15 protein-coding genes are annotated in these 17,615 nt (G+C 68.5%); 8 read left to right on the top strand and 7 right to left on the bottom strand.

Annotated features, from left to right (window positions below; all coding sequences use genetic code 11):
* The first annotated feature begins 9 nt into the window (after positions 1-9).
* The 6 genes from BLR02_RS22120 (at position 10) to BLR02_RS22095 (ending at position 8,023) form a co-directional block, all read left to right on the top strand.
* Positions 10-1,047: a M29 family metallopeptidase gene (locus tag BLR02_RS22120; protein WP_090664676.1), complete on the top strand. Its 1,038-nt coding sequence runs from the start codon at positions 10-12 to the stop codon at positions 1,045-1,047.
* Positions 1,044-1,826, top strand: a complete 783-nt coding sequence (locus tag BLR02_RS22115; RefSeq protein WP_090664675.1) for an alpha/beta fold hydrolase — start codon at positions 1,044-1,046, stop codon at positions 1,824-1,826. Before BLR02_RS22120 ends, BLR02_RS22115 begins: the two co-directional genes overlap by 4 nt.
* 2 nt (positions 1,827-1,828) lie before the next feature.
* The gene (locus BLR02_RS22110) at positions 1,829-3,070 is read left to right on the top strand and encodes an acyl-CoA dehydrogenase family protein (RefSeq protein ID WP_090664674.1); all 1,242 of its coding nucleotides are present in this window, start codon (positions 1,829-1,831) and stop codon (positions 3,068-3,070) included.
* Positions 3,067-4,548: a class I adenylate-forming enzyme family protein gene (locus BLR02_RS22105; protein ID WP_218128025.1), complete on the top strand. Its 1,482-nt coding sequence runs from the start codon at positions 3,067-3,069 to the stop codon at positions 4,546-4,548. Before BLR02_RS22110 ends, BLR02_RS22105 begins: the two co-directional genes overlap by 4 nt.
* 453 nt (positions 4,549-5,001) lie before the next feature.
* A complete protein-coding gene (locus BLR02_RS22100; RefSeq protein ID WP_090664673.1) occupies positions 5,002-6,420 on the top strand; it encodes an amidase in 1,419 nt (472 codons plus the stop codon).
* A 31-nt stretch (positions 6,421-6,451) separates the two neighbouring features.
* The gene (locus tag BLR02_RS22095) at positions 6,452-8,023 is read left to right on the top strand and encodes an ABC transporter substrate-binding protein (RefSeq protein ID WP_090664672.1); all 1,572 of its coding nucleotides are present in this window, start codon (positions 6,452-6,454) and stop codon (positions 8,021-8,023) included.
* A 40-nt stretch (positions 8,024-8,063) separates the two neighbouring features.
* Here BLR02_RS22095 and BLR02_RS22090 read toward each other — a convergent pair whose 3' ends face one another.
* From BLR02_RS22090 to BLR02_RS22075, 4 genes are all read right to left on the bottom strand, one after another.
* Positions 8,064-9,260, bottom strand: a complete 1,197-nt coding sequence (locus BLR02_RS22090; RefSeq protein WP_090664671.1) for a CaiB/BaiF CoA transferase family protein — start codon at positions 9,258-9,260, stop codon at positions 8,064-8,066.
* A gap of 127 nt (positions 9,261-9,387) precedes the next feature.
* On the bottom strand, positions 9,388-9,924 hold the full coding sequence (locus BLR02_RS22085; RefSeq protein ID WP_090664670.1) for an MOSC domain-containing protein: 537 nt from the start codon (positions 9,922-9,924) through the stop codon (positions 9,388-9,390).
* Positions 9,925-9,953: 29 nt separating this feature from the next.
* The gene (locus tag BLR02_RS22080; RefSeq protein WP_090664669.1) at positions 9,954-10,532 is read right to left on the bottom strand and encodes a glutathione S-transferase family protein; all 579 of its coding nucleotides are present in this window, start codon (positions 10,530-10,532) and stop codon (positions 9,954-9,956) included.
* A gap of 49 nt (positions 10,533-10,581) precedes the next feature.
* Positions 10,582-10,899: a hypothetical protein gene (locus BLR02_RS22075; RefSeq protein WP_143018236.1), complete on the bottom strand. Its 318-nt coding sequence runs from the start codon at positions 10,897-10,899 to the stop codon at positions 10,582-10,584.
* 230 nt (positions 10,900-11,129) lie between these two features.
* On the opposite strand from BLR02_RS22075, the gene BLR02_RS22070 reads away from it, so the two are divergent.
* Both BLR02_RS22070 and BLR02_RS22065 read left to right on the top strand, forming a co-directional pair.
* A complete protein-coding gene (locus BLR02_RS22070) occupies positions 11,130-12,617 on the top strand; it encodes a phospholipase D-like domain-containing protein (protein ID WP_245704898.1) in 1,488 nt (495 codons plus the stop codon).
* A 274-nt stretch (positions 12,618-12,891) separates the two neighbouring features.
* A complete protein-coding gene (locus BLR02_RS22065; protein ID WP_090565905.1) occupies positions 12,892-13,842 on the top strand; it encodes an MYG1 family protein in 951 nt (316 codons plus the stop codon).
* 273 nt (positions 13,843-14,115) lie between these two features.
* Here BLR02_RS22065 and BLR02_RS22060 read toward each other — a convergent pair whose 3' ends face one another.
* The 3 genes from BLR02_RS22060 to BLR02_RS22050 form a co-directional block, all read right to left on the bottom strand.
* Positions 14,116-15,138 (bottom strand): LLM class flavin-dependent oxidoreductase, encoded by a 1,023-nt coding sequence (locus BLR02_RS22060; protein WP_090664667.1) that lies wholly within the window; start codon positions 15,136-15,138, stop codon positions 14,116-14,118.
* A gap of 678 nt (positions 15,139-15,816) precedes the next feature.
* Positions 15,817-17,163, bottom strand: a complete 1,347-nt coding sequence (gene hemN, locus BLR02_RS22055; RefSeq protein ID WP_090664666.1) for an oxygen-independent coproporphyrinogen III oxidase — start codon at positions 17,161-17,163, stop codon at positions 15,817-15,819.
* A 160-nt stretch (positions 17,164-17,323) separates the two neighbouring features.
* The coding region (locus BLR02_RS22050; protein WP_176849735.1) for a transposase at positions 17,324-17,615 on the bottom strand (292 nt) is incomplete at its 5' end.

Raw genomic sequence — 17,615 nt, 5'->3', positions numbered from 1 at the left:
GGAGACGCCATGCTCGCCGACCGGATCGAGGCCCATTGGATCGACGCCTTCGAGGCGGTGCTGCGGCTTTGCGGCGCGACGCCGGGCCTGCCCCTCTGCCTGCTGGCGGAGAGCCAGTCGCGCGCCCTGAATATCGACCTGGCCGAGCTCGCCGCGCTCCGCCTTGGTTGCCGCCCTTTCCGCTGCATCCTGCCGACGCCACCTCCCGCCGCGCCGGTACCGGTGCGCTCGACCGGCGCCTCGCGCGCCATCGGCGGCCATCCCGGCGTGCTGGCGGCGCTGGCTGCCGCCCCGCTCATCCTCGACCTCACCGTGGAGGGGTTGCTGCATGCCCCGGAACTGCCCGCCATCCTGAAGGCGGGCAGCCGTGTGCTGATGATCTCGAACGAGCATCCGGAGGCGCTGGCTCGCCTCGTTCCCCGGCCGGAGGATGAGGCGCCGGTCCGCGCCGCGGTCAAGCGCGCCCGCGCCGCGCGGCGGATGACCGTCACCTCCGCCGCCGGCACCGACCTTCGTGTGGCGATGGAGGGTGCGGCCACCGCCGGCGTCTGGGGCTGGACCGACCGGCCCGGCACCATCGCCCATTGGCCGGGCGGCATCGTCGTCTCCTTCCCCCGCGCCGGCAGCGTCGAGGGCATCCTCGTGCTCGATGCGGGCGACGTGAACCTCACCTTCAAGCGCTACCTGGAGCGCCCGGTGCGGTTGACCCTGGAGAGTGACCACATCACGGCCATCGAGGGCGAGGGCACGGATGCCGAGCTGATGCGCCGCTACCTCGCCGCCTGGGGGGATCGCGCCGCCTATGCGGTCTCCCATGTCGGCTGGGGCCTCAACCCGCGCGCCCGCTACGAGGCGCTGGCGATGTACGACCAGCGCGACACCAACGGCACGGAGCTGCGCGCCTTCGCCGGCAATTTCCTGTTCTCGACCGGGGCCAATGAATTCGCCGGCCGGTTCACCGAGGGGCATTTCGACATCCCCGTCCGCAACTGCACCATCGCCCTCGACGGCGAGCCGGTGGTGATCGAGGGCAGGCTGGTGCCATGACCGACATCTCCACGCCCCATTGGCAGGAGCATGGCGAGGGCAGCCGCGCCGTCGTGCTGCTGCACGGCCTCGGCGGCAATGCCGGCCTCTGGACGCCGACCCTCCCGGCCCTCGACGCGTATCGCGCCCTGGCCTGGGACATGCCGGGCTACGGCGCCTCGCCCCTGGTGGAGCCCGGCTTCCCCGCCCTCGCCGCCGCGCTCGGCCGCATGCTGGACGCGGCCGGGGTCGAGCGGGCGGATCTCGTCGGCCATTCCATCGGCGGCATGGTGGCGCTGGAATTTGCCCTCACCGCACCGGAGCGGGTGCGCAGCCTCACCCTCTACGCCAGCCCGCCGGCCTTCGGCGGCCGTGGCCCGGACTTCCGCGAGCGCTTCCTCGCCAGCCGCCTGGCGCCGCTCGAGGCCGGCCGCAGCCTCGCCGACATCGCACCCGACGTGGTCGCGTCGCTGCTCGGCACCGAGCCGGACCCGGCTGCGGCACCCGCCGCCATCGCCAGCATGGCGGCGGTGCCGGAGGCCGGCTACCGCGCCGCGCTCTCGACCCTTGTCACCTTCGACCGCCGCGCCGATCTCGGCCGCCTCGCCATGCCCTGCCTCGTCATGGTGGGCGAGGAGGACCCGCTCGCGCCCTTTCCCGTCATGCACGCCATGGCCGGCGCCATCCCCGAGGCGCGGCTCGCCCTCATCGCCTATGCCGGCCATCTCGCCCATCTCGAACGTCCCCACGAATTCAACGCCATGCTCACCGGCTTCCTCGACCGGGTGGAGGAGGGTTGAGCATGCCGGCACCCCTCTTCGACCCCGGGGCCTTCCGCCTGACGCCGGAGGAAGCTTCGCTCACCGCACAGGCCCGGGAGTTCGGCGAGGCCGTGCTCGCCCCTCGCGCCGCCCGCTGGGACCGCGAGGCGAGCTTCCCGACCGAGAACTACCGCGACATGCAGGCGAACGGCCTGCTCGGCATCGGCATCCCGAAGGATGACGGCGGCCTCGGCGCAGGCTTCCGCGCCTATTGCCTCACCGCTGCCGAACTCGGCCGCTTCTGCGGCGCGACCGCGCTTACCTGGAACATGCATGTCTGCTCCACGCTCTGGAGCGGCCCGTTGACCGAGGACCTGGAGATGCCCGAGGCGGTGCGTGCCGGGCACCGTCGCCGCCGTCGCCTGCATTACGACCGCATCCTGCAGGACGGCGCGATCTATTCGCAGCCCTTCTCCGAAGGGGGTGCGGCCGCGGCCGGCGGCACGGCCTTCGGGACCACCGCGCGGCGCGTCCCCGGCGGCTATCGCGTCTCCGGCCGGAAGATCTTCGCCAGCCTCGCCGGCCATGCCGACTTCTATGGCATCCTCTGCACGGAGGTCCGTGACGAGGATGCCAGGCTGTCCCGCCGTGATACTCTTTACCTCGCCATCCCGCGCGAGGCCGAGGGCGTCTCGGTCGAGGGCGAGTGGGACCCGCTCGGCATGCGCGGCACGGTCTCGCGCACCCTTGTCTTCCGTGATGTCTTCGTCGAGGAGGATGCGGCGCTGATGCCGCCCGGCCTCTATTTCCAGGCCGCCAGCCGCTGGCCGCACATGTTCATGACGCTGAGCCCGACCTATATGGGCATCGCTCAGGCGGCCTATGACTTCACCATCGCCTATCTGCGCGGCGAGCAGCCGGGCACGCCGCCGGTGAAGCGGCGGATGTACCCTACGAAACAGATCGCCGTCGCTGAGATGCGTATAATGCTGGAGCAGACCAAGGCGCTCTGGTTCCAGGCGATCACCGAGGCCGGCCCGGACCCCTCGCGCGAGCAGGTACAGCGCGCCTGGGCGGCGCAGCACACGGTGATGGAGAATGCCGCCGCCATTGCCGCCAAGGCCGTCCGCACCTGCGGCGGCCAGGCGATGCTGAAGTCGCTCCCGCTCGAGCGACTCTACCGGGACGCGCGTTGCGGCTCGCTCATGCTGCCCTGGACGGCGGAGCTCTGCGTGGACCGGCTCGGCCGAGACTGCCTCTACGAGAAAGGCGAGACCGATTGATTGCCCGCACCATCCTCCGCCATGCCGAGCACCGGCCCGGCGCGATCGCCCTGCATTACGGCGAGGACCGCATCACCTATGCCGAGCTGGCCCGCCGCATCCGCGCCGCCATGGCGATGCTGGAGGAGGAGGGCGTCGGCCATGGCGATTGCGTGGCCTTTCTCGGGCATAACCATCCAAGCCAGATCGTGCTGCTCGTCGCTTGCGCCGGGCTCGGCGCCGTGCTGCTGCCGCTGAACTGGCGCCTCGCCCCGCCCGAGCTGCGCAGCATCATCGAGGATTCCGGCGCCGCCCTGCTGTTGGCTCTGCCGGAGATGGTGGTGCTGGCCCGCAGCGCCGCGCCTGAGGACTGCCCCGTGCTGGACGCCGCCGCCGATTGGCCGGAGGCGCCCGAATTCGGCCCCGAGGGCCTCCCTCTGGTGACGGAGATGGAGGACCGGGTGCTGCTGGCCTATACCAGCGGCACCACAGGCGACCCGAAGGGCGTGCCGTTCGACCATCTCGCCGTGATGCTGAACGCCATGAACAGCCAGCACATGCACGGGCTGGCCGAGACTGACCGGGTGCTTACCGTGCTGCCGATGTTCCATCTCGGCGGCCTCAACATCCAGACCATGCCGGCCCTGCTCTTCGGCGCCGAGGTAGTGCTGCTGCCGCGCTTCGAGCCGGAGGCCTTCTTCGCCGCCTGCGCCAGGCTGCGCCCGAGCCTCACCCTGCTGGTGCCGGCGGTGATGCAGGCGCTCATCGCCCATCCCGGCTGGGCCACGGCCGACCTCTCCAGCCTGCGCGCCATCGGCGCCGGTTCCTCCGAGGTGCCGCTGCCGTTGATCGAGGCCTTCCACGCCCGCGGCATCCCGGTGCAGCAGGTCTATGGCGCGACCGAGACGGGCCCCATCGCCATCTACCAGACCCGGGCCGAGGCGCTGGCCTATCCCGGCTCCATCGGCCGCCAGGCGCTGCATGGCGTGGCGCGCGTGGTGGATGCGGAAGGAGAGGTGCTGCCACCCGGCATGGTCGGCGAGATCGAGGTGCAGGGCCGCCATGTCGCCCGCAGCTACTGGAACGAGCCGGAAGGAGGCGAGGAGGCCTGGCGCGAGGGCTGGTTCGCCACCGGCGACCTCGCCTGGCGTGATGCCGAAGGCCGCTTCTGGTTCGCCGACCGGCTGAAGCATCTCATCATCTCGGGCGGCGAGAACATCTACCCGGCCGAGGTGGAGCGCGTGCTGCGTACCGACCCGGGCGTCATCGAATGCGCCGTCTGCGGCCGGCCCGACCCGCGCTGGGGCGAGGTGCCGGTGGCTGTGGTGGTGCCCGGGCCGGGCTTCGACGCAGCCCGCCTGCTGGCGCATTGCGAGGGCCGCCTCGCCCGCTTCAAGCATCCGCATGCGGTGGTCGCGGTGAAGGAGCTGCCCCGCACCGCTCTCGGCAAGATCCAGCTCGAGGCGTTGCGCCTGCTGGCGCAGGTCGACCAGGGCTGACGCTTTGACCCGGGAATCTCCTGGCAGAGCCGCCTGACACTGATGAGGATGCCGTCGGCAGGCTTGGTCGGGATGAAAGGCCTGGGCTCAGCCTTGGCCTGAACCGAGCCAGGACGGCGAGGCGGACGTGACAGCAGGTGCCAGAGCGGACGCTTGAGCCGCCGGTCATGGACGATGCAGGTCCGTGGTGCCATGCCGGATAGTCGTGGCTACGGTACGCGGCCTGGCTGCATCGGCAGGACAGACACGGTGCTGTCATCGAAGCCTGGTACAATCCGGCCAGGACTTGGAAACATAGGGCGCGGCACGCGATTGCCGCAAAGCTGCGATCAGGCTTGCCAATCGCCTGGCAGCGCGGATCAGGCCCAAAGGCCGGCCTCCCTATTCGCCTATGCAACTCGCCGGTCATCGGGCCAAATGGCAAGGAGCTGCTGGCGGAGGGGCGTCGTGACCATGGATATCGACGAGATCGGTTATCTCGGCGTGACCGAGCTCGGCACGCTGTACCGGTCCCGCCAGCTTTCGCCGGTGGAGGTGGCACGGGCGCTGCTGGACCGCATCGAGCGCATCGAGCCCCGGGTGAATGCGATGATGCGCCTGACCCCCGAACTGGCCATGGCGGCCGCGCGGCGGTCCGAGGCGGTGTTCCTGCAGGGCGAGGCACCGCGGTTGCTCGAGGGCATTCCCGTCACCATCAAGGATCTGCAGCACACCAAGGGCGTGCAGACCGATTTCGGCACGGCTATCCTGCAAGGCACTGTCCCGGATGTGGACACGCCCTGCGTCAGCCGCCTGCTCGACGCCGGCGGCATGATGCTGGGCAAGACGACCTCGGCCGCGGAATGGGGCTGGAAAGGTGTCAGCCACGCGCCGATCTCCGGCATTACGCATAATCCCTGGGGTCGCGGGCTGAATGCGGGCGCCTCCTCCTCCGGCGCGGGCGTCGCCGCGGCCTGCGGCTATGGGCCGTTGCACCAAGGCGGCGATGGGGCAGGGTCCATCCGCATGCCGGCGCATTTCTCGGGCGTCTACGGGCTGAAGCCGACCCATGGGCGGGTGCCGAACTGGCCGGTCTCGAACAACGACCTCGCCACCCATATCGGCCCGCTGACGCGCCGGGTGGAGGATGCGGCGCTCATGACCCAGGCCATGGCCGGGCCGCACCCTTGGGACTTCACCTCGCTCGAGGCGCCGCCGCAGGACTATGCCGGCCAGCTCAGGGCCGCGAGCCTGAAGGGCAAGCGGATCGCCTATACGCGCGACCTCGGCCATGCGCGCGTCGATCCCGAGATCGCCGAGGTTGTGGAGCATGCGGTCAGGGCCTTCGAGGAGATGGGCGCGCATGTCGAGGAGGTGACGCCGGCCTGGGGCCCGCTCGGGCCGGAACTCGTCCGCTTCTTCTGGCCCGCCACCTTCAGCGGCCGCATCGACAGCGTGCCGGAATTCGAGAGCCGGATGGACCCGGGCTTCGTGGCGATGATCAAATCCGCCGCAGGCTTCACCGTGCCGCAATTCATGCAGATGCGGCTGCGCCGCTTCGACTACATCCAGCAGATCCATGACTTCATGGAAGGCTATGATTTCCTGCTCTCGCCGGCGGTGAGCGTCGCTGCCTTTCCCGCTGACAGGTTGCAGCCGGCACATTGGCCGCAGCATGAGTGGGACTGGCTGATGTGGGCTGAGTTCTCCTATCCGTTCAACTGGTCGGGCAGCCCGGCCGCGAGCCTGCCTTGCGGCTTCACGCCGGCGGGGCTGCCGGTGGGCCTGCAGATCGTCGGGCGCCGCTTCGACGATCTCGGCGTGCTGCAGGCGAGCGCCGCCTTCGAGGAAGCCCGCCCCTGGGCGCAGCACAGGCCGCCCCTCGCGCAATAGGCCCCAAGCCCACCAGCGGAGAGAGAATGCCATGAAGCGTCGCGCCTTTCTTGCCACCGCTGCTGCCACGTCGCTCTCGGCACCGGTTGCGGCGCAGCAGCGCAGCACGGTGCGCTTCGTGCCGCAGGCCGACCTGGCACTGCTTGACCCCGTCTTCACCACCGGCCTCGTCACCCGCAACCACGGCTTCCTGGTTTTCGACCAGCTTTACGGCCTCGACGACGACTTCATGCCGCAGCCACAGATGGTCGAGGGCCATGTCGTGGAGAATGACGGCAGGACCTGGAAGCTGACGCTGCGGGACGGGTTGCGCTTCCATGACGGTACGCCGGTGCTGGCGCGCGATGTGGTGGCAAGCATCGACCGCTGGACCAGGACCGATGCCCTCGGCCAGAACCTGCGCGCGGCGACGGAGGAGCTGAGCGCCGTCTCAGACAAGGTCGTCCAATTCCGGCTGAAGAAGCCCTTTCCGCTGCTGCCGGCGGCACTCGCCAAGCCTTCGGCCTTCTGTCCGGTGATGCCGGAACGCCTGGCCAGCACGCCGGCGAATGTGCAGGTGACCGAGATGGTCGGCAGCGGCCCCTTCCGCTACCTGGCGGGCGAGCGCGTGGCCGGCTCGCGCAATGTCTACGAGAAATTCGCCGGCTATGTGCCGCGTCCCTCGGGGACACCAAGCTTCGCGGCCGGCCCGAAGCTTGCCTATATCGATCGCGTCGAATGGGTGACATTGCCGGATGCGGCGACGGCGGCGGCGGCGCTGCAGGCCGGCGAGGTGGATTGGTGGGAGCAGCCGCAGCCGGACCTGTTGCCGCTCCTGCGCCGCCATCGGGACATCCGGGTGGAGGCCAAGGAGCGCGGCGGCCTCATGGGCATGATCCGCTTCAACCATCTGCTGCCGCCTTTCGACAATGCAGCGGTCCGCCGTGCCTTTCTCGCCGGCGTCAGCCAGACCGAGAACATGCAGGCGGTGATGGGGGAGGAACGGTCGCTGTGGAATGACCGCTGCGGCTTCTTCCTGCCGGGCAGCCCCATGGCGACCAATGCCGGGCTTGAGGTGATGACCGGGCCGCGCAGCCTCGAGAAGGTGAAGCGCGACCTTGATGCCGCCGGCTACAAGGGCGAGCGCGTGGTCTTCGTGGTGCCGACCGACCTGCCGGCGCTGAATGCGATGAGCCAGCTTGCCGCGGACATGTTCCGCAAGGTCGGCATCAACCTCGACTACCAGGCCATGGATTGGGGTACGGTGCTGCCACGGCTGAACAACCGCGAGGGCATCGAGCGCGGCGGCTGGAACCTGTGGTGCAACTACATACCCGGTATCATCGCGACCTCGCCGGCGACGCAATCCTATGTCCGCGGGCTTGGGCGGAACGGCCCCTTCGGCTGGCCGGAGTCGGCACGCATCGAGGCGCTGCGCGACCAGTTCATGGATGCAGATTCGCTCGCCGACCAGCAACGCCTCAGCCGCGAGATCCAGATGCAGGCTTGGCAGGACGTGCCCTATATCCCGACCGGTGCCTGGATGCAGCCCTTCGCCTTCCGGCGCAACATCACCGGCATGCTCAACGGCTTTCCGCTCTTCCATAATATCCGCAAGGGCTAAGGTGCGGCCCTCGCGGTGACATGGCGCGTCGGATGGGGCATCAGCCCAGGGCCCCGGCCTCGCGCAGCGCCAGGACCTCCGCCGGCGAGTAGCCATGCTCGGCCAGGATTGCATCCGCATCCGCGGCCAGGGCCGGTGGCGGCCCTGCGGCCGACTTGGCCTCGCCCGCGACATGCAGCGGGCTGTCCACCGTCCAGCGCCCATCCGCGGCCGGGCGGATGGCACCGGTCGCGCGCGGCTGCTCCGCAGCGGCGGCCTCCTCCGTGGTTGCCACGGCATCGAAGGTGAGGCCGGCCGCATCCAGCAACGGCCGCCACTCGGCCAGGCTGCGGGATGCGAAGGCGGCATCCAGCATGGCCGCCAGGGCGGAGGCATTCACCCGGCGCAGCGCCTGGCTGGCAAAGCGAGGGTCGTCCCTCCAGGCTGGTTGCCCAAGCACCTGCACCAGCATCGGCCATTGCCGGGCCTCGTTCAGCAGGGCAAGCAGGAACCAGCGGCCGCAGCCGGCCCGGTAGAGGTTGACCATGGCATTCGGCGCCCGGTCCCGTGGAGGGCGTGGAATGAATCGCGCCCCGTCCAGTGCCGCCTGCACCATGAAGCTGTTGGCCCAGAGCCCGGCATCGAGGAGCGAGGTGTGGACGAAGCCGCCCTCTCCCGTCCGTTCCCGGCGGTAGAGCGCCGTGACGATCGCGCCATAGAGGGCGACGCCCGCCGGATGGTCCCCCATGCCGGCCACCGAGCGGGCGGGCGGGGCAGCGGCATCCGACTTCACGAGATCCATCAGCCCGCTGCGGGCCCAATAGGCGGTGGCGTCGAAGCCGGTCTTGCTGGCCTCCGGCCCGGTCTCGCCATAGGCTGTGAGCGCGGCGTAGATCAACCGCGGGTTCAATGCCGCCAGCGTGCCGGGTTCGATGCCGAGGCTGGCACGCAGCCGGGGCACCGTATTGGTCACGAAGACATCGGTGGAGCGGACCATCCGCTGCAATACCGCCTGCGCATCGGCACGCTTGAGGTCCAGCACGAGGCTCCGCTTGCTGCGGTTGTCGAGCGTCCAGGGGTAATTCGTCTCGCCTTGTGGCTGGCCGGGGGCAGTTGCCAGCATGCGGTATGCATCGCCACCGGGCGGCTCCAGCTTGATGACACTCGCACCGAAATCACCGAGGATTGTGGCCGCGGACGGCCCGGCGACATAGGTGGCCGCATCGATCACCTTGAGGCCCGCGAAGATTCCGGCCATGCGCGGCATCCCTCCCTTTATCGTTGTCCGCATGCTGCGGCGGAGTGGGTGATGCGGCAACCATCGAAGTGCCTTCACCCCAAGGGGGCAGCGGCGCATGCCCTTCACATCGATGGGCGCCCCAGGCCTATCCGGGAGCCTGCTGGTCAAGCGGCACCCGCTCGACGCTGTCCCCGACGCGGATCACGCCCGCCGCCACGACCCGGGCGGTGATGCCGCCATGATGGCGGACGGCATTATAGCCGCCGGCTCCCAATTCCTCCTCCATACGCGAGCAGGGATGGCATTCGCCGGTCCATTCCAGCAGGGCCCCGCCGATCCGGAACCGCCTGCCCTTTAAGGCGAAGAGGTTGAACCCGGCGACCACTAGGTTCCGCCGAAGCCGTGATGGCTCCACCTCGGGCCGGCCGAGGAAGCTGGCGATGGCGGCCAGATGTTCCTGGGCCACCAAGGTCACCTGCCGTGCCCCATCCGCGGCGCCGCGCCAGCGGTCCCCCTCCAGCCCCTGCCCGGGTGCGAGCATGGCCTCGCCCACGGCGATCATGGCGGCACGCCGTGCTGGGCGCAGCCCGATCCAGGTCAGCCGCCCGGGCGCCATCGGGCCGTCGAGCAGGCGGGCCAGGGGCGAGGATGCGGGAAAGCCGTGGCGAGGTTGATCCTTCATGCTGCGTCAGATCACTCCCTGCGTCCCGATCAGGCCGGCACGATCTCCTGGTCCCGCTTCGGGATGAGATCATAGGGCAGCGCGAAGCCCGGCATGGCGGCCAGGCGCCGGGACCAGGCTTCGACATTGGGCCAGCGGGCGATGTCGAACCCGCCCTCCGCCATGAAGACCATGCGGCCCCAGCAGCCGATATCGGCGATGGTCGGGGCCTCGCCCACCAACCAGTCCCGGCCTGCAAGGGCCTGGTCGACGAAGCCGATCGCCGCTTCGGCCAATGGTCGGAAATACGCCATCACGGCCGGGTCCACGCTGCGGAACCGGCTGTAGTGCCGCACCTTTGCGACATTGGTGATGGCATCTGCTTCCCAGGACAGCCATTCGCGCGCGGTCCAGCACTCCTGCTCCGTACGTCCCTCGAAATGCCCGGTGCTGCGGGCAAGATGATCAAGGATGACGTTCGACTGCACGATGGTGAGGCCACGGTGGCGCAGGACCGGCACCTGGCCATAGCGGTTGCGCGCCAGATGCTCCGGCGCCTTCTGGACGCCATGCTTGAGGTTCACCGTGCGGAAGGAGAAGGGCAGCCGCGCCAGCGACAGATACAGCATCGGCTTTTAGGTCGAACTGGAGGTGAAGCTGCCGAACAAGGTGATGCCATCATCCATGCGGTCCGTCCTGTTCAGCCACGGCTGCGGCATGCGGGGGCTCGAAGGTGCGGATCGGCGGCAGGTCGCCCTCGAAATGCTCCACCTCGATGGCCGTCAGTTGCCCGGTGCAGCCCTGGAAATCGTCATGGCCGCGCCTCGGGTCGGCACCCGGCCCGCGCTCCGGCCAGCCACGGCGGACCACCGGCCGGGTGGTGCGCGCTGGATGGTGCAGCGCCACCATCAGCTGGCCACCCCGCCAGCCGGCGGAAGAGGCACCCCAACCTGAGCTATGCGGGCGAAGTTCCGTCTCGGGCAGTGCATCTGCCATCGGTCCTGTCCCTGCCTGTCTGACGCCACCGGAGGCCAGCGGCCTGCCTTTCATCCCACTCTCGCAATTGATCGGCACGAGCCGTCAATCACCTTGAAAGCCGTGCCGGCGTCTGACAACCCCTACTGCAATATGCCGGACCACAACCACCGCCTGACCGAACAGAACACAAGGCGGCAAGCCGCGGCACGGAGGCTTGCCGGGGTGCCGCCATCAGCGACAATGGATCCATGAATTCCGTACGTCACGACATGGTTGTGCCCTTGGCTTCGGTGCTGCACCCCGGCGAGAATTGCTGGCGCATCGAGCAAGCCAGCCGCGCCACGGTCATCATCGATGCGGCCGACTATTTTCGCGCTGCACGCTCGGCCATGCTGGCGGCAAGACACCGGATCATGCTCATCGGCTGGGATTTTGATGCCCGTATCGAGTTGGTGCCCGGCGAAGACACCCCCGATATGCCAAGCCGCCTCGGCGATTTCATCCTTTGGCTGGTTCGCCGCCGGCCGGAGCTGGAAATCTACGTGCTTCGCTGGGACCTGGGCGCATTCAAGGCACTGTTCCGAGGCACCACGCTGCTCACCCTGCTGCGCTGGAAGGCCCATCCCCGCATCACGGCGCGGCTTGACGGCATGCATCCGCCCGCGGCATCGCATCACCAGAAGATCGTCGTGCTGGATGACTGCCTGGCCTTCTGTGGTGGCATTGATATGACCAGCGCGCGCTGGGATACCCGCGCGCATCGCGATGACGAGCCGAACCGCCGGACACCTGGCGGGACCGCCGAGAAGCCTTGGCACGATGCGACGACGGCACTCGAGGGACCCGTCGCGGCTGCCTTGGGCGAGTTGGCAAGGGAGCGTTGGCGTCTCGCCGGCGGGGCTGCCCTCGAGCCTGTTGCCCAGCGGACCGACTGCTGGCCCACCGACCTCCCGGCCCAATTCCGCGACATCGATATCGGCATCGCCCGCACCCGCCCGGAAATGCCGGAATGCCCCCCGATTCACGAAATCGAGCAGCTGTATCTCGACCTGATCGCCACGGCACGGCATTGCATCTATGCGGAGAGCCAGTACTTCGCGTCCAGGCGCATCGCCGAGGCCATCGCCCGGCGGCTGGCGGAACCGCATGGGCCGGAGATCGTGCTGGTCAACCCGCTCTCGGCCCAGGGCTGGCTCGAGCCGATCGCCATGGACTCGGCACGCGCCCGCTTGCGTGAAGCGCTGCGCAAAATCGACGCCCATCAACGCTTCCGGATCTATCATCCGGTGACCGAAGGCGGAGAGCCGATCTATGTGCATGCCAAGGTGCTGATCGTCGACGACCGTGTGCTCCGCATAGGGTCCTCGAACATGAACAACCGCTCGATGCGGCTGGACACGGAATGCGATGTGGTGGTCGACACCGCCCTTCCGGCCAATGCCGGTGCGGGGCCGGCCATCATTGCCATACGCAACGGGTTGCTGGCGGAGCATCTGGGACGGGAGGCGGAGGAGGTGGCGCAGCGCATTGCCGAAACCGGCTCCATCATCGCCGCAATCGAGGCGATGCGATGCGAGGGGCGGACGCTTCAACCCTATGAAACACCCGACCTGACCGCTGTCGAGGCATGGCTGGCCGACAACGAGATCCTCGACCCGGAAGGCCCGGGCGAGATGTTCGAGCCGCTGGAAAGACGTGGCCTGTTTCGCAGGTTCAGCCTTCTTAAAAAGAGCTGAGAGGCTGTCCCGTCCACATCGGCATCACCCTGCCGCTCTCCGCCGGACGGACCGCCACCTTTCCTGCTCCATAATGCAGGATCAGCGACGGCTTCGCCGAGACCGCATCCGCCCTTTCACCTCAACGGCGGCTCACGGTGACTGGTGGCCGGCACAATGCGTGCCCGCATCACCACCGTTTGGCTCGAGCCGTCGACTCATTGGGGCTGCTGGGGTAGGCACCTCGTCAAGGGCGCCTGCCAGCGCCGGATCATCCTCATATCGGATCCTGATTATGACACGCGACCAGCCGCTTCCTGTACTCGCAACCCATGGCGGCAAGTTCCATTGCGACGAGGTGTTTGCCTATGCCGTGCTGTGCCTGGCGCTGGGCCTGAGCGAACCCGGCCGGGACCACATCTTGCTGCGTACCCGCAAGCCAGGATTGATCGACACGGCCGATATCGTGTGGGACGTGGGATTCGTGTTCGATGCGGCCTCGAGCCGCTTTGACCATCACCAGCGCGGCGCGCCGCTGCGTGCCGATGCAACACCCTTCTCCTCCGCCGGCCTGATCTGGCAGGTCTATGGCGAAGGCGCGGTGGCCGCTGTATTGCGGGAGAGCGGGTCCGAGGCTTTCGCCGCCGCGATTGCCGCGGAACTCGATGAGACTGTCGTGCGGAAGATCGACGAGATCGATAACGGCGTGTCGGCCGCCGGCCCGGCCCAGCGCGACACGCTTGGCATGGCAACGCTGGTCGGCGACTTCAATCCGTCCTGGGACGACCCGGCGGCGGCTGGACCCACGGCCGGCGATGCCGCCTTCCAGGAAGCGGCCGCGTTGGTCTCAGGCATCCTGCGCCGCCGCATCGATGGGTTGCGGGCACGCCTTGCAGCCGAGGCCAATGTCCTCGCCGCGTACAAGGCCGGCGAAGATCCGCGCATCCTGGTGCTGGATCGCGGGATGCCCTGGAAGAACGTGGCCTTCTCGCACGATCTACCGATCCTGTTCACTGTCTCCCCCGCTTCGAACGGGAATTGGATGGTGGATACGATGCCGCCGGAACCAGGCTCGTTCGAGCAGCGACTGCCGCTACCCGAAGCCTGGGCAGGATTGCAGGAAGCGGCGCTCGTGGCGAAGACGGGCATAGCGGATGCCGTGTTCGTGCATCTCCGTCGCTTCGTGGGCGCGGCCAAGTCTCGCGCCGGCGCGGTCGAGTTGGCCCGCAAGGCCATGGAGCTGTAGGCCTGTGCAGATCCATAGCAGTCTCGAGAGCTAACCTGGTATCGAAGCGGTCGGCGCTGGGCTGATGCTGCCGCTCGAACGGCCTGCATGTCGCCGGTCGCTGCTGCACTACGGCCAGGATGCCTTTCCGGCAGGAACGGTTCGGACGGAGCCGGGCCGATCATTCAGCCAACCCGCCATGGGAACGGAGGCTGTTGCCTCCGCCCCGCACGGGCATTACCTGCCGAACGACGCCCATGCCTGGACCACCACGGAGTGCTTCGGCCGGTGGAGTCAGCGCCAGCCAAGTGTGGGTGCGACGTGCTTCAGGACCGCCTCGATGACATGGGCACAGTAGCCGACGCCGAGCTGGTTGGGGATGGTCAGGAGAAGGGTGTCAGCCTCGGCGATGCCCTCATCGGCAGCCAGCTGCTCGACCAAGACCTCGGGTTCGGCGGTATAGCCGCGGCCGAAAATGGCGCGGGTGCGCTCGTCGATGAAGCCGACCTTGTCCTGCTCCGCTCCGCCACGGCCGAAATAGGCCCGGTCGCGGTCGTCCAGTAGCGGGAAGATGCTGCGGCTGACCGACACCCGGGGGGTGTGAGTGTGGCCGGCTTCCTTCCAGGCCGCGCGATAGGCGCGGATCTGGGCGGCTTGCTGGACGTGGAATGGCTCGCCGGTCTCGTCATCCTTGAGGGTGGAGCTTTGCAGGTTCATGCCCTGCTCCGCTGCCCAAACGGCGGTGGCGTTGGAGCCGGAGCCCCACCAGATGCGGTCGCGCAGGCCCTCCGAGTGGGGTTCGAGGCGGAGCAGGCCGGGTGGGTTGGGGAACATCGGGCGCGGGTTGGGGCGAGCGAAGCCCTGGCCGCGTAGGACCTCCAGGAAGACCTCGGCATGCCGGCGGCCCATATCGGCATCGGTCTGGCCCTCGGGCGGGGCAAAGCCGAAGTGGCGCCAGCCATCGATCACCTGTTCCGGTGAGCCGCGGCTGAGGCCGAGCTGGAGGCGACCACCGCTGATGAGGTCGGCCGCGCCGGCATCCTCGGCCATGTAGAGGGGGTTCTCATAGCGCATGTCGATGACGGCGGTGCCAAGCTCGATCCGGCGGGTCTTCGCGCCCATGGCGGCGAGAAGGGGGAAAGGCGCGGCAAGCTGGCGAGCGAAGTGGTGGACGCGGACATAGGCGCCGTCCGCGCCCAGCTCCTCGGCCGCGACGGCGAGGTCGATGGATTGCAGCAGCGCATCGGCGGCGGAGCGGGTCCCGGATTGGGGCGAAGGCGTCCAGTGGCCGAAGGACAGGAAACCGATCTTCTTCATGATGGGTCATGGTCCAGATAGGCGGGGCGACCCGCCAAGAGGGGGGAGTTCGGGCCGGAGTGGTCCCTGGAGTTCCGTTATTCAGGGATATGGGCTGTGCGTCGCGCGCCGTGCCATCATCAGGGCGAATGACCATCATAGTGGGAGACCATCATGAGGGTTTAGGCTGGAGGTTTCGGGAACGGCCTCACGGCCCACGAGACCGGAACAAGCGCCGTTCGGTGCTTCGGCGGCATGGTCCGGCTCAGCATGTGGGCCCTTCAAGGCAACGGGCGGTGCGGGTTCCAGGCTTGGGTGCCGGGTCTTGCTGAGCCAAGCGCACGACCTGCTCGGTGTGGCGGACGTCTGGTTCCACCAGAATCGCGCAGCCGAGCGAATTGCCGATCGGCGAAGCGGAGGGTTGGTCCCGTAGCCTCCACCCAGGCCGCGAGCGCGTTTGCGAGTTCGGGGACGGAGAGTACATACCGCGGCTTGTTGCTGTGATCGAAGCCCGGCAGGTCGAGCGCGTGTAGCGGCTCGAGACACCCAGCCCATGAACGAGCGCCACGGGCGTTCGACAATCGGCGCTAGGTTGGCCGAAGCAAGAACATGTTGGCGCGGACGCGAATTGCGCGATGCCGCTGGCTGGGTGCCTGGTCGCTGCCGGTCTACCCAATCAGACCCCGGCCAACCGTCCCATCATACAGCCACCGAATAGCGGGTGGCCGCCGGGGTTACATAGTCGTCGAAGCAGTAGGCCACTTGCCGGATATAGCGACGGCCCAGTGGCGTCACCAGCAGTCGGGTGCCTTCGCGCCTCACCAGCCCATCCCTTTCCAGCGGCATCAGGCGAGGCAATGCCGTGTTGATGACGGCGCGGGCTGCCGGCTGGGCCAGGTCGAGCGAGAAGTCGCACATCAGCCGTTCAATGAGGCCAGCCCGCAGCCGGTCCTCCGCCGTCACCGCAAGGCCGCGAATGATGGGCAGCCGCCCGGCGGCGACCGCCTCGGCATAGGCACGCTCATCCACGATATTCTGCGCGAAGCCGCCCGGCAGCGAGCCGATCGCCGAAGCGCCGAGCCCCAGCAGCACCGGTGCCGCATCTGTCGTGTAGCCCTGGAAGTTCCTTCGCAGCCGCCCGGCCGCGGCGGTCCGCGCCAACTCGTCCCCAGGGCGAGCGAAATGGTCGAGGCCGAGTGCCACATAGCCTTCGCTGCACAAAACCGTCTCGGCCTGCTCGGCCTGCTCCAGTCGCTCCTGAGCATTGGGCAGGGTTGCCGTATCGATCGCCCTTTGATGCGGGCGCGCCGCTGGCAGATGCGCATAGCCGAAGACCGCGAGCCGGTCGGCATTGAGCTGTGCGGCGAAGCGTGCGCTGTCCGCCACATGCCGCACCGTCTGGCCCGGCAGCCCATACATGAGGTCGAGATTGACCCCACCGACCCCTGCCTCCCTGAGCAGGCGCACCGCATCCGCCACCTGCTCCACCGGCTGTAGCCGCCCGATGCGCCTCTGGACGTCCGGCGCGATATCCTGCACGCCCAGGCTGGCACGGGTGATGCCAAGCTCGCCCAGCGCATCGCGCCAGGACGCATCCAGCATCCGGGGATCAAGCTCGATCGCCAGTTCGGCGCCCGGGCGGAAGCCAAACCTATGGCGCAACGTGGCGAACAGGCTTTGCAGCCCGGCAGGTCCGAGGATCGACGGCGTGCCGCCGCCGAGATGCAGATGCATGATGCCACCATGCGGGGGCAGGGCGGCAGCGAGCAGCTCCGCCTCGGCCAGCAGCGCCGCCGCATAGGCCTCGATCCGCCGATCGGACCGCGTCGGCCGGGTATGGCAGGCGCAGTACCAGCAAAGCTCGCGGCAGAAGGGCACATGGACATAGACCGAGAGCGGGTCGCCGGCGCCGATCTCCTCCTGCAGCCAGCGGCGGTAGACCGCCTCCTCCAGCGGGCCGAACTGCGCAGCGGTCGGGTAGCTGGTGTAGCGGGGCACCCGCGCCTCCGCGAGAAGCAGGCGCGCTTGCATGGCATGATCGGTCATGCGGAATGCCTAGCGCCACACCCGGCGCCCCGCCTTGCGCCAACGCAAATCGTTTGGCTCCAGGGCTGGGCCCGCCTCGGCACGGCAACTCACGGCAGGAACCGAGGGCTCCAGGTCGACCGCCGGGCTGCAGCGCGGGATTCATACCAAATCCCATTGATCAGAACCGATGCGCCCAATCGCGCAGTCCGATGGACATGATAGTCCAGGGCTGCTCGACGAGGCGGTTCCAGGCCCGACAGCAATGGTCGACGATGTCGTCGTAGCAGTGGAAGACGCGGTTCGAGAGCCAGTTGTCCCGCAGGAACTGCCAGGTGTTCTCCACCGGGTTCAATTCGGGACACTTGGGCGGCAGCGGGACGAGGGTGATGTTCGGCGGCACCTCGAGCCTGTCCGATAGGTGCCATCCGGCTTGGTCGAGCAGCAGCACGGCATGCGCGTTCGGCGCCACA

The sequence above is a fragment of the Belnapia rosea genome, from assembly GCF_900101615.1.
Taxonomy (GTDB): Bacteria; Pseudomonadota; Alphaproteobacteria; order Acetobacterales; family Acetobacteraceae; genus Belnapia; species Belnapia rosea.
Note: the sequence above shows the minus strand (reverse complement) of the source record. Positions and strands in the feature narration are given on the sequence as shown.

Bases quoted from the DNA above. Each gene is read 5' to 3' on its own strand.
- BLR02_RS22085 (WP_090664670.1), bottom strand. From the start codon at position 9,924: ATGAAGGATCAACCTCGCCACGGCTTTCCCGCATCCTCGCCCCTGGCC.
- BLR02_RS22095 (WP_090664672.1), top strand. From the start codon at position 6,452: ATGAAGCGTCGCGCCTTTCTTGCCACCGCTGCTGCCACGTCGCTCTCG.
- BLR02_RS22060 (WP_090664667.1), bottom strand. From the start codon at position 15,138: ATGAAGAAGATCGGTTTCCTGTCCTTCGGCCACTGGACGCCTTCGCCC.
- BLR02_RS22110 (WP_090664674.1), top strand. From the start codon at position 1,829: ATGCCGGCACCCCTCTTCGACCCCGGGGCCTTCCGCCTGACGCCGGAG.
- BLR02_RS22120 (WP_090664676.1), top strand. From the start codon at position 10: ATGCTCGCCGACCGGATCGAGGCCCATTGGATCGACGCCTTCGAGGCG.
- BLR02_RS22100 (WP_090664673.1), top strand. From the start codon at position 5,002: ATGGATATCGACGAGATCGGTTATCTCGGCGTGACCGAGCTCGGCACG.
- BLR02_RS22065 (WP_090565905.1), top strand. From the start codon at position 12,892: ATGACACGCGACCAGCCGCTTCCTGTACTCGCAACCCATGGCGGCAAG.
- BLR02_RS22115 (WP_090664675.1), top strand. From the start codon at position 1,044: ATGACCGACATCTCCACGCCCCATTGGCAGGAGCATGGCGAGGGCAGC.
- hemN (WP_090664666.1), bottom strand. From the start codon at position 17,163: ATGACCGATCATGCCATGCAAGCGCGCCTGCTTCTCGCGGAGGCGCGG.
- BLR02_RS22070 (WP_245704898.1), top strand. From the start codon at position 11,130: ATGAATTCCGTACGTCACGACATGGTTGTGCCCTTGGCTTCGGTGCTG.
- BLR02_RS22075 (WP_143018236.1), bottom strand. From the start codon at position 10,899: ATGGCAGATGCACTGCCCGAGACGGAACTTCGCCCGCATAGCTCAGGT.
- BLR02_RS22090 (WP_090664671.1), bottom strand. From the start codon at position 9,260: ATGGCCGGAATCTTCGCGGGCCTCAAGGTGATCGATGCGGCCACCTAT.
- BLR02_RS22080 (WP_090664669.1), bottom strand. From the start codon at position 10,532: ATGCTGTATCTGTCGCTGGCGCGGCTGCCCTTCTCCTTCCGCACGGTG.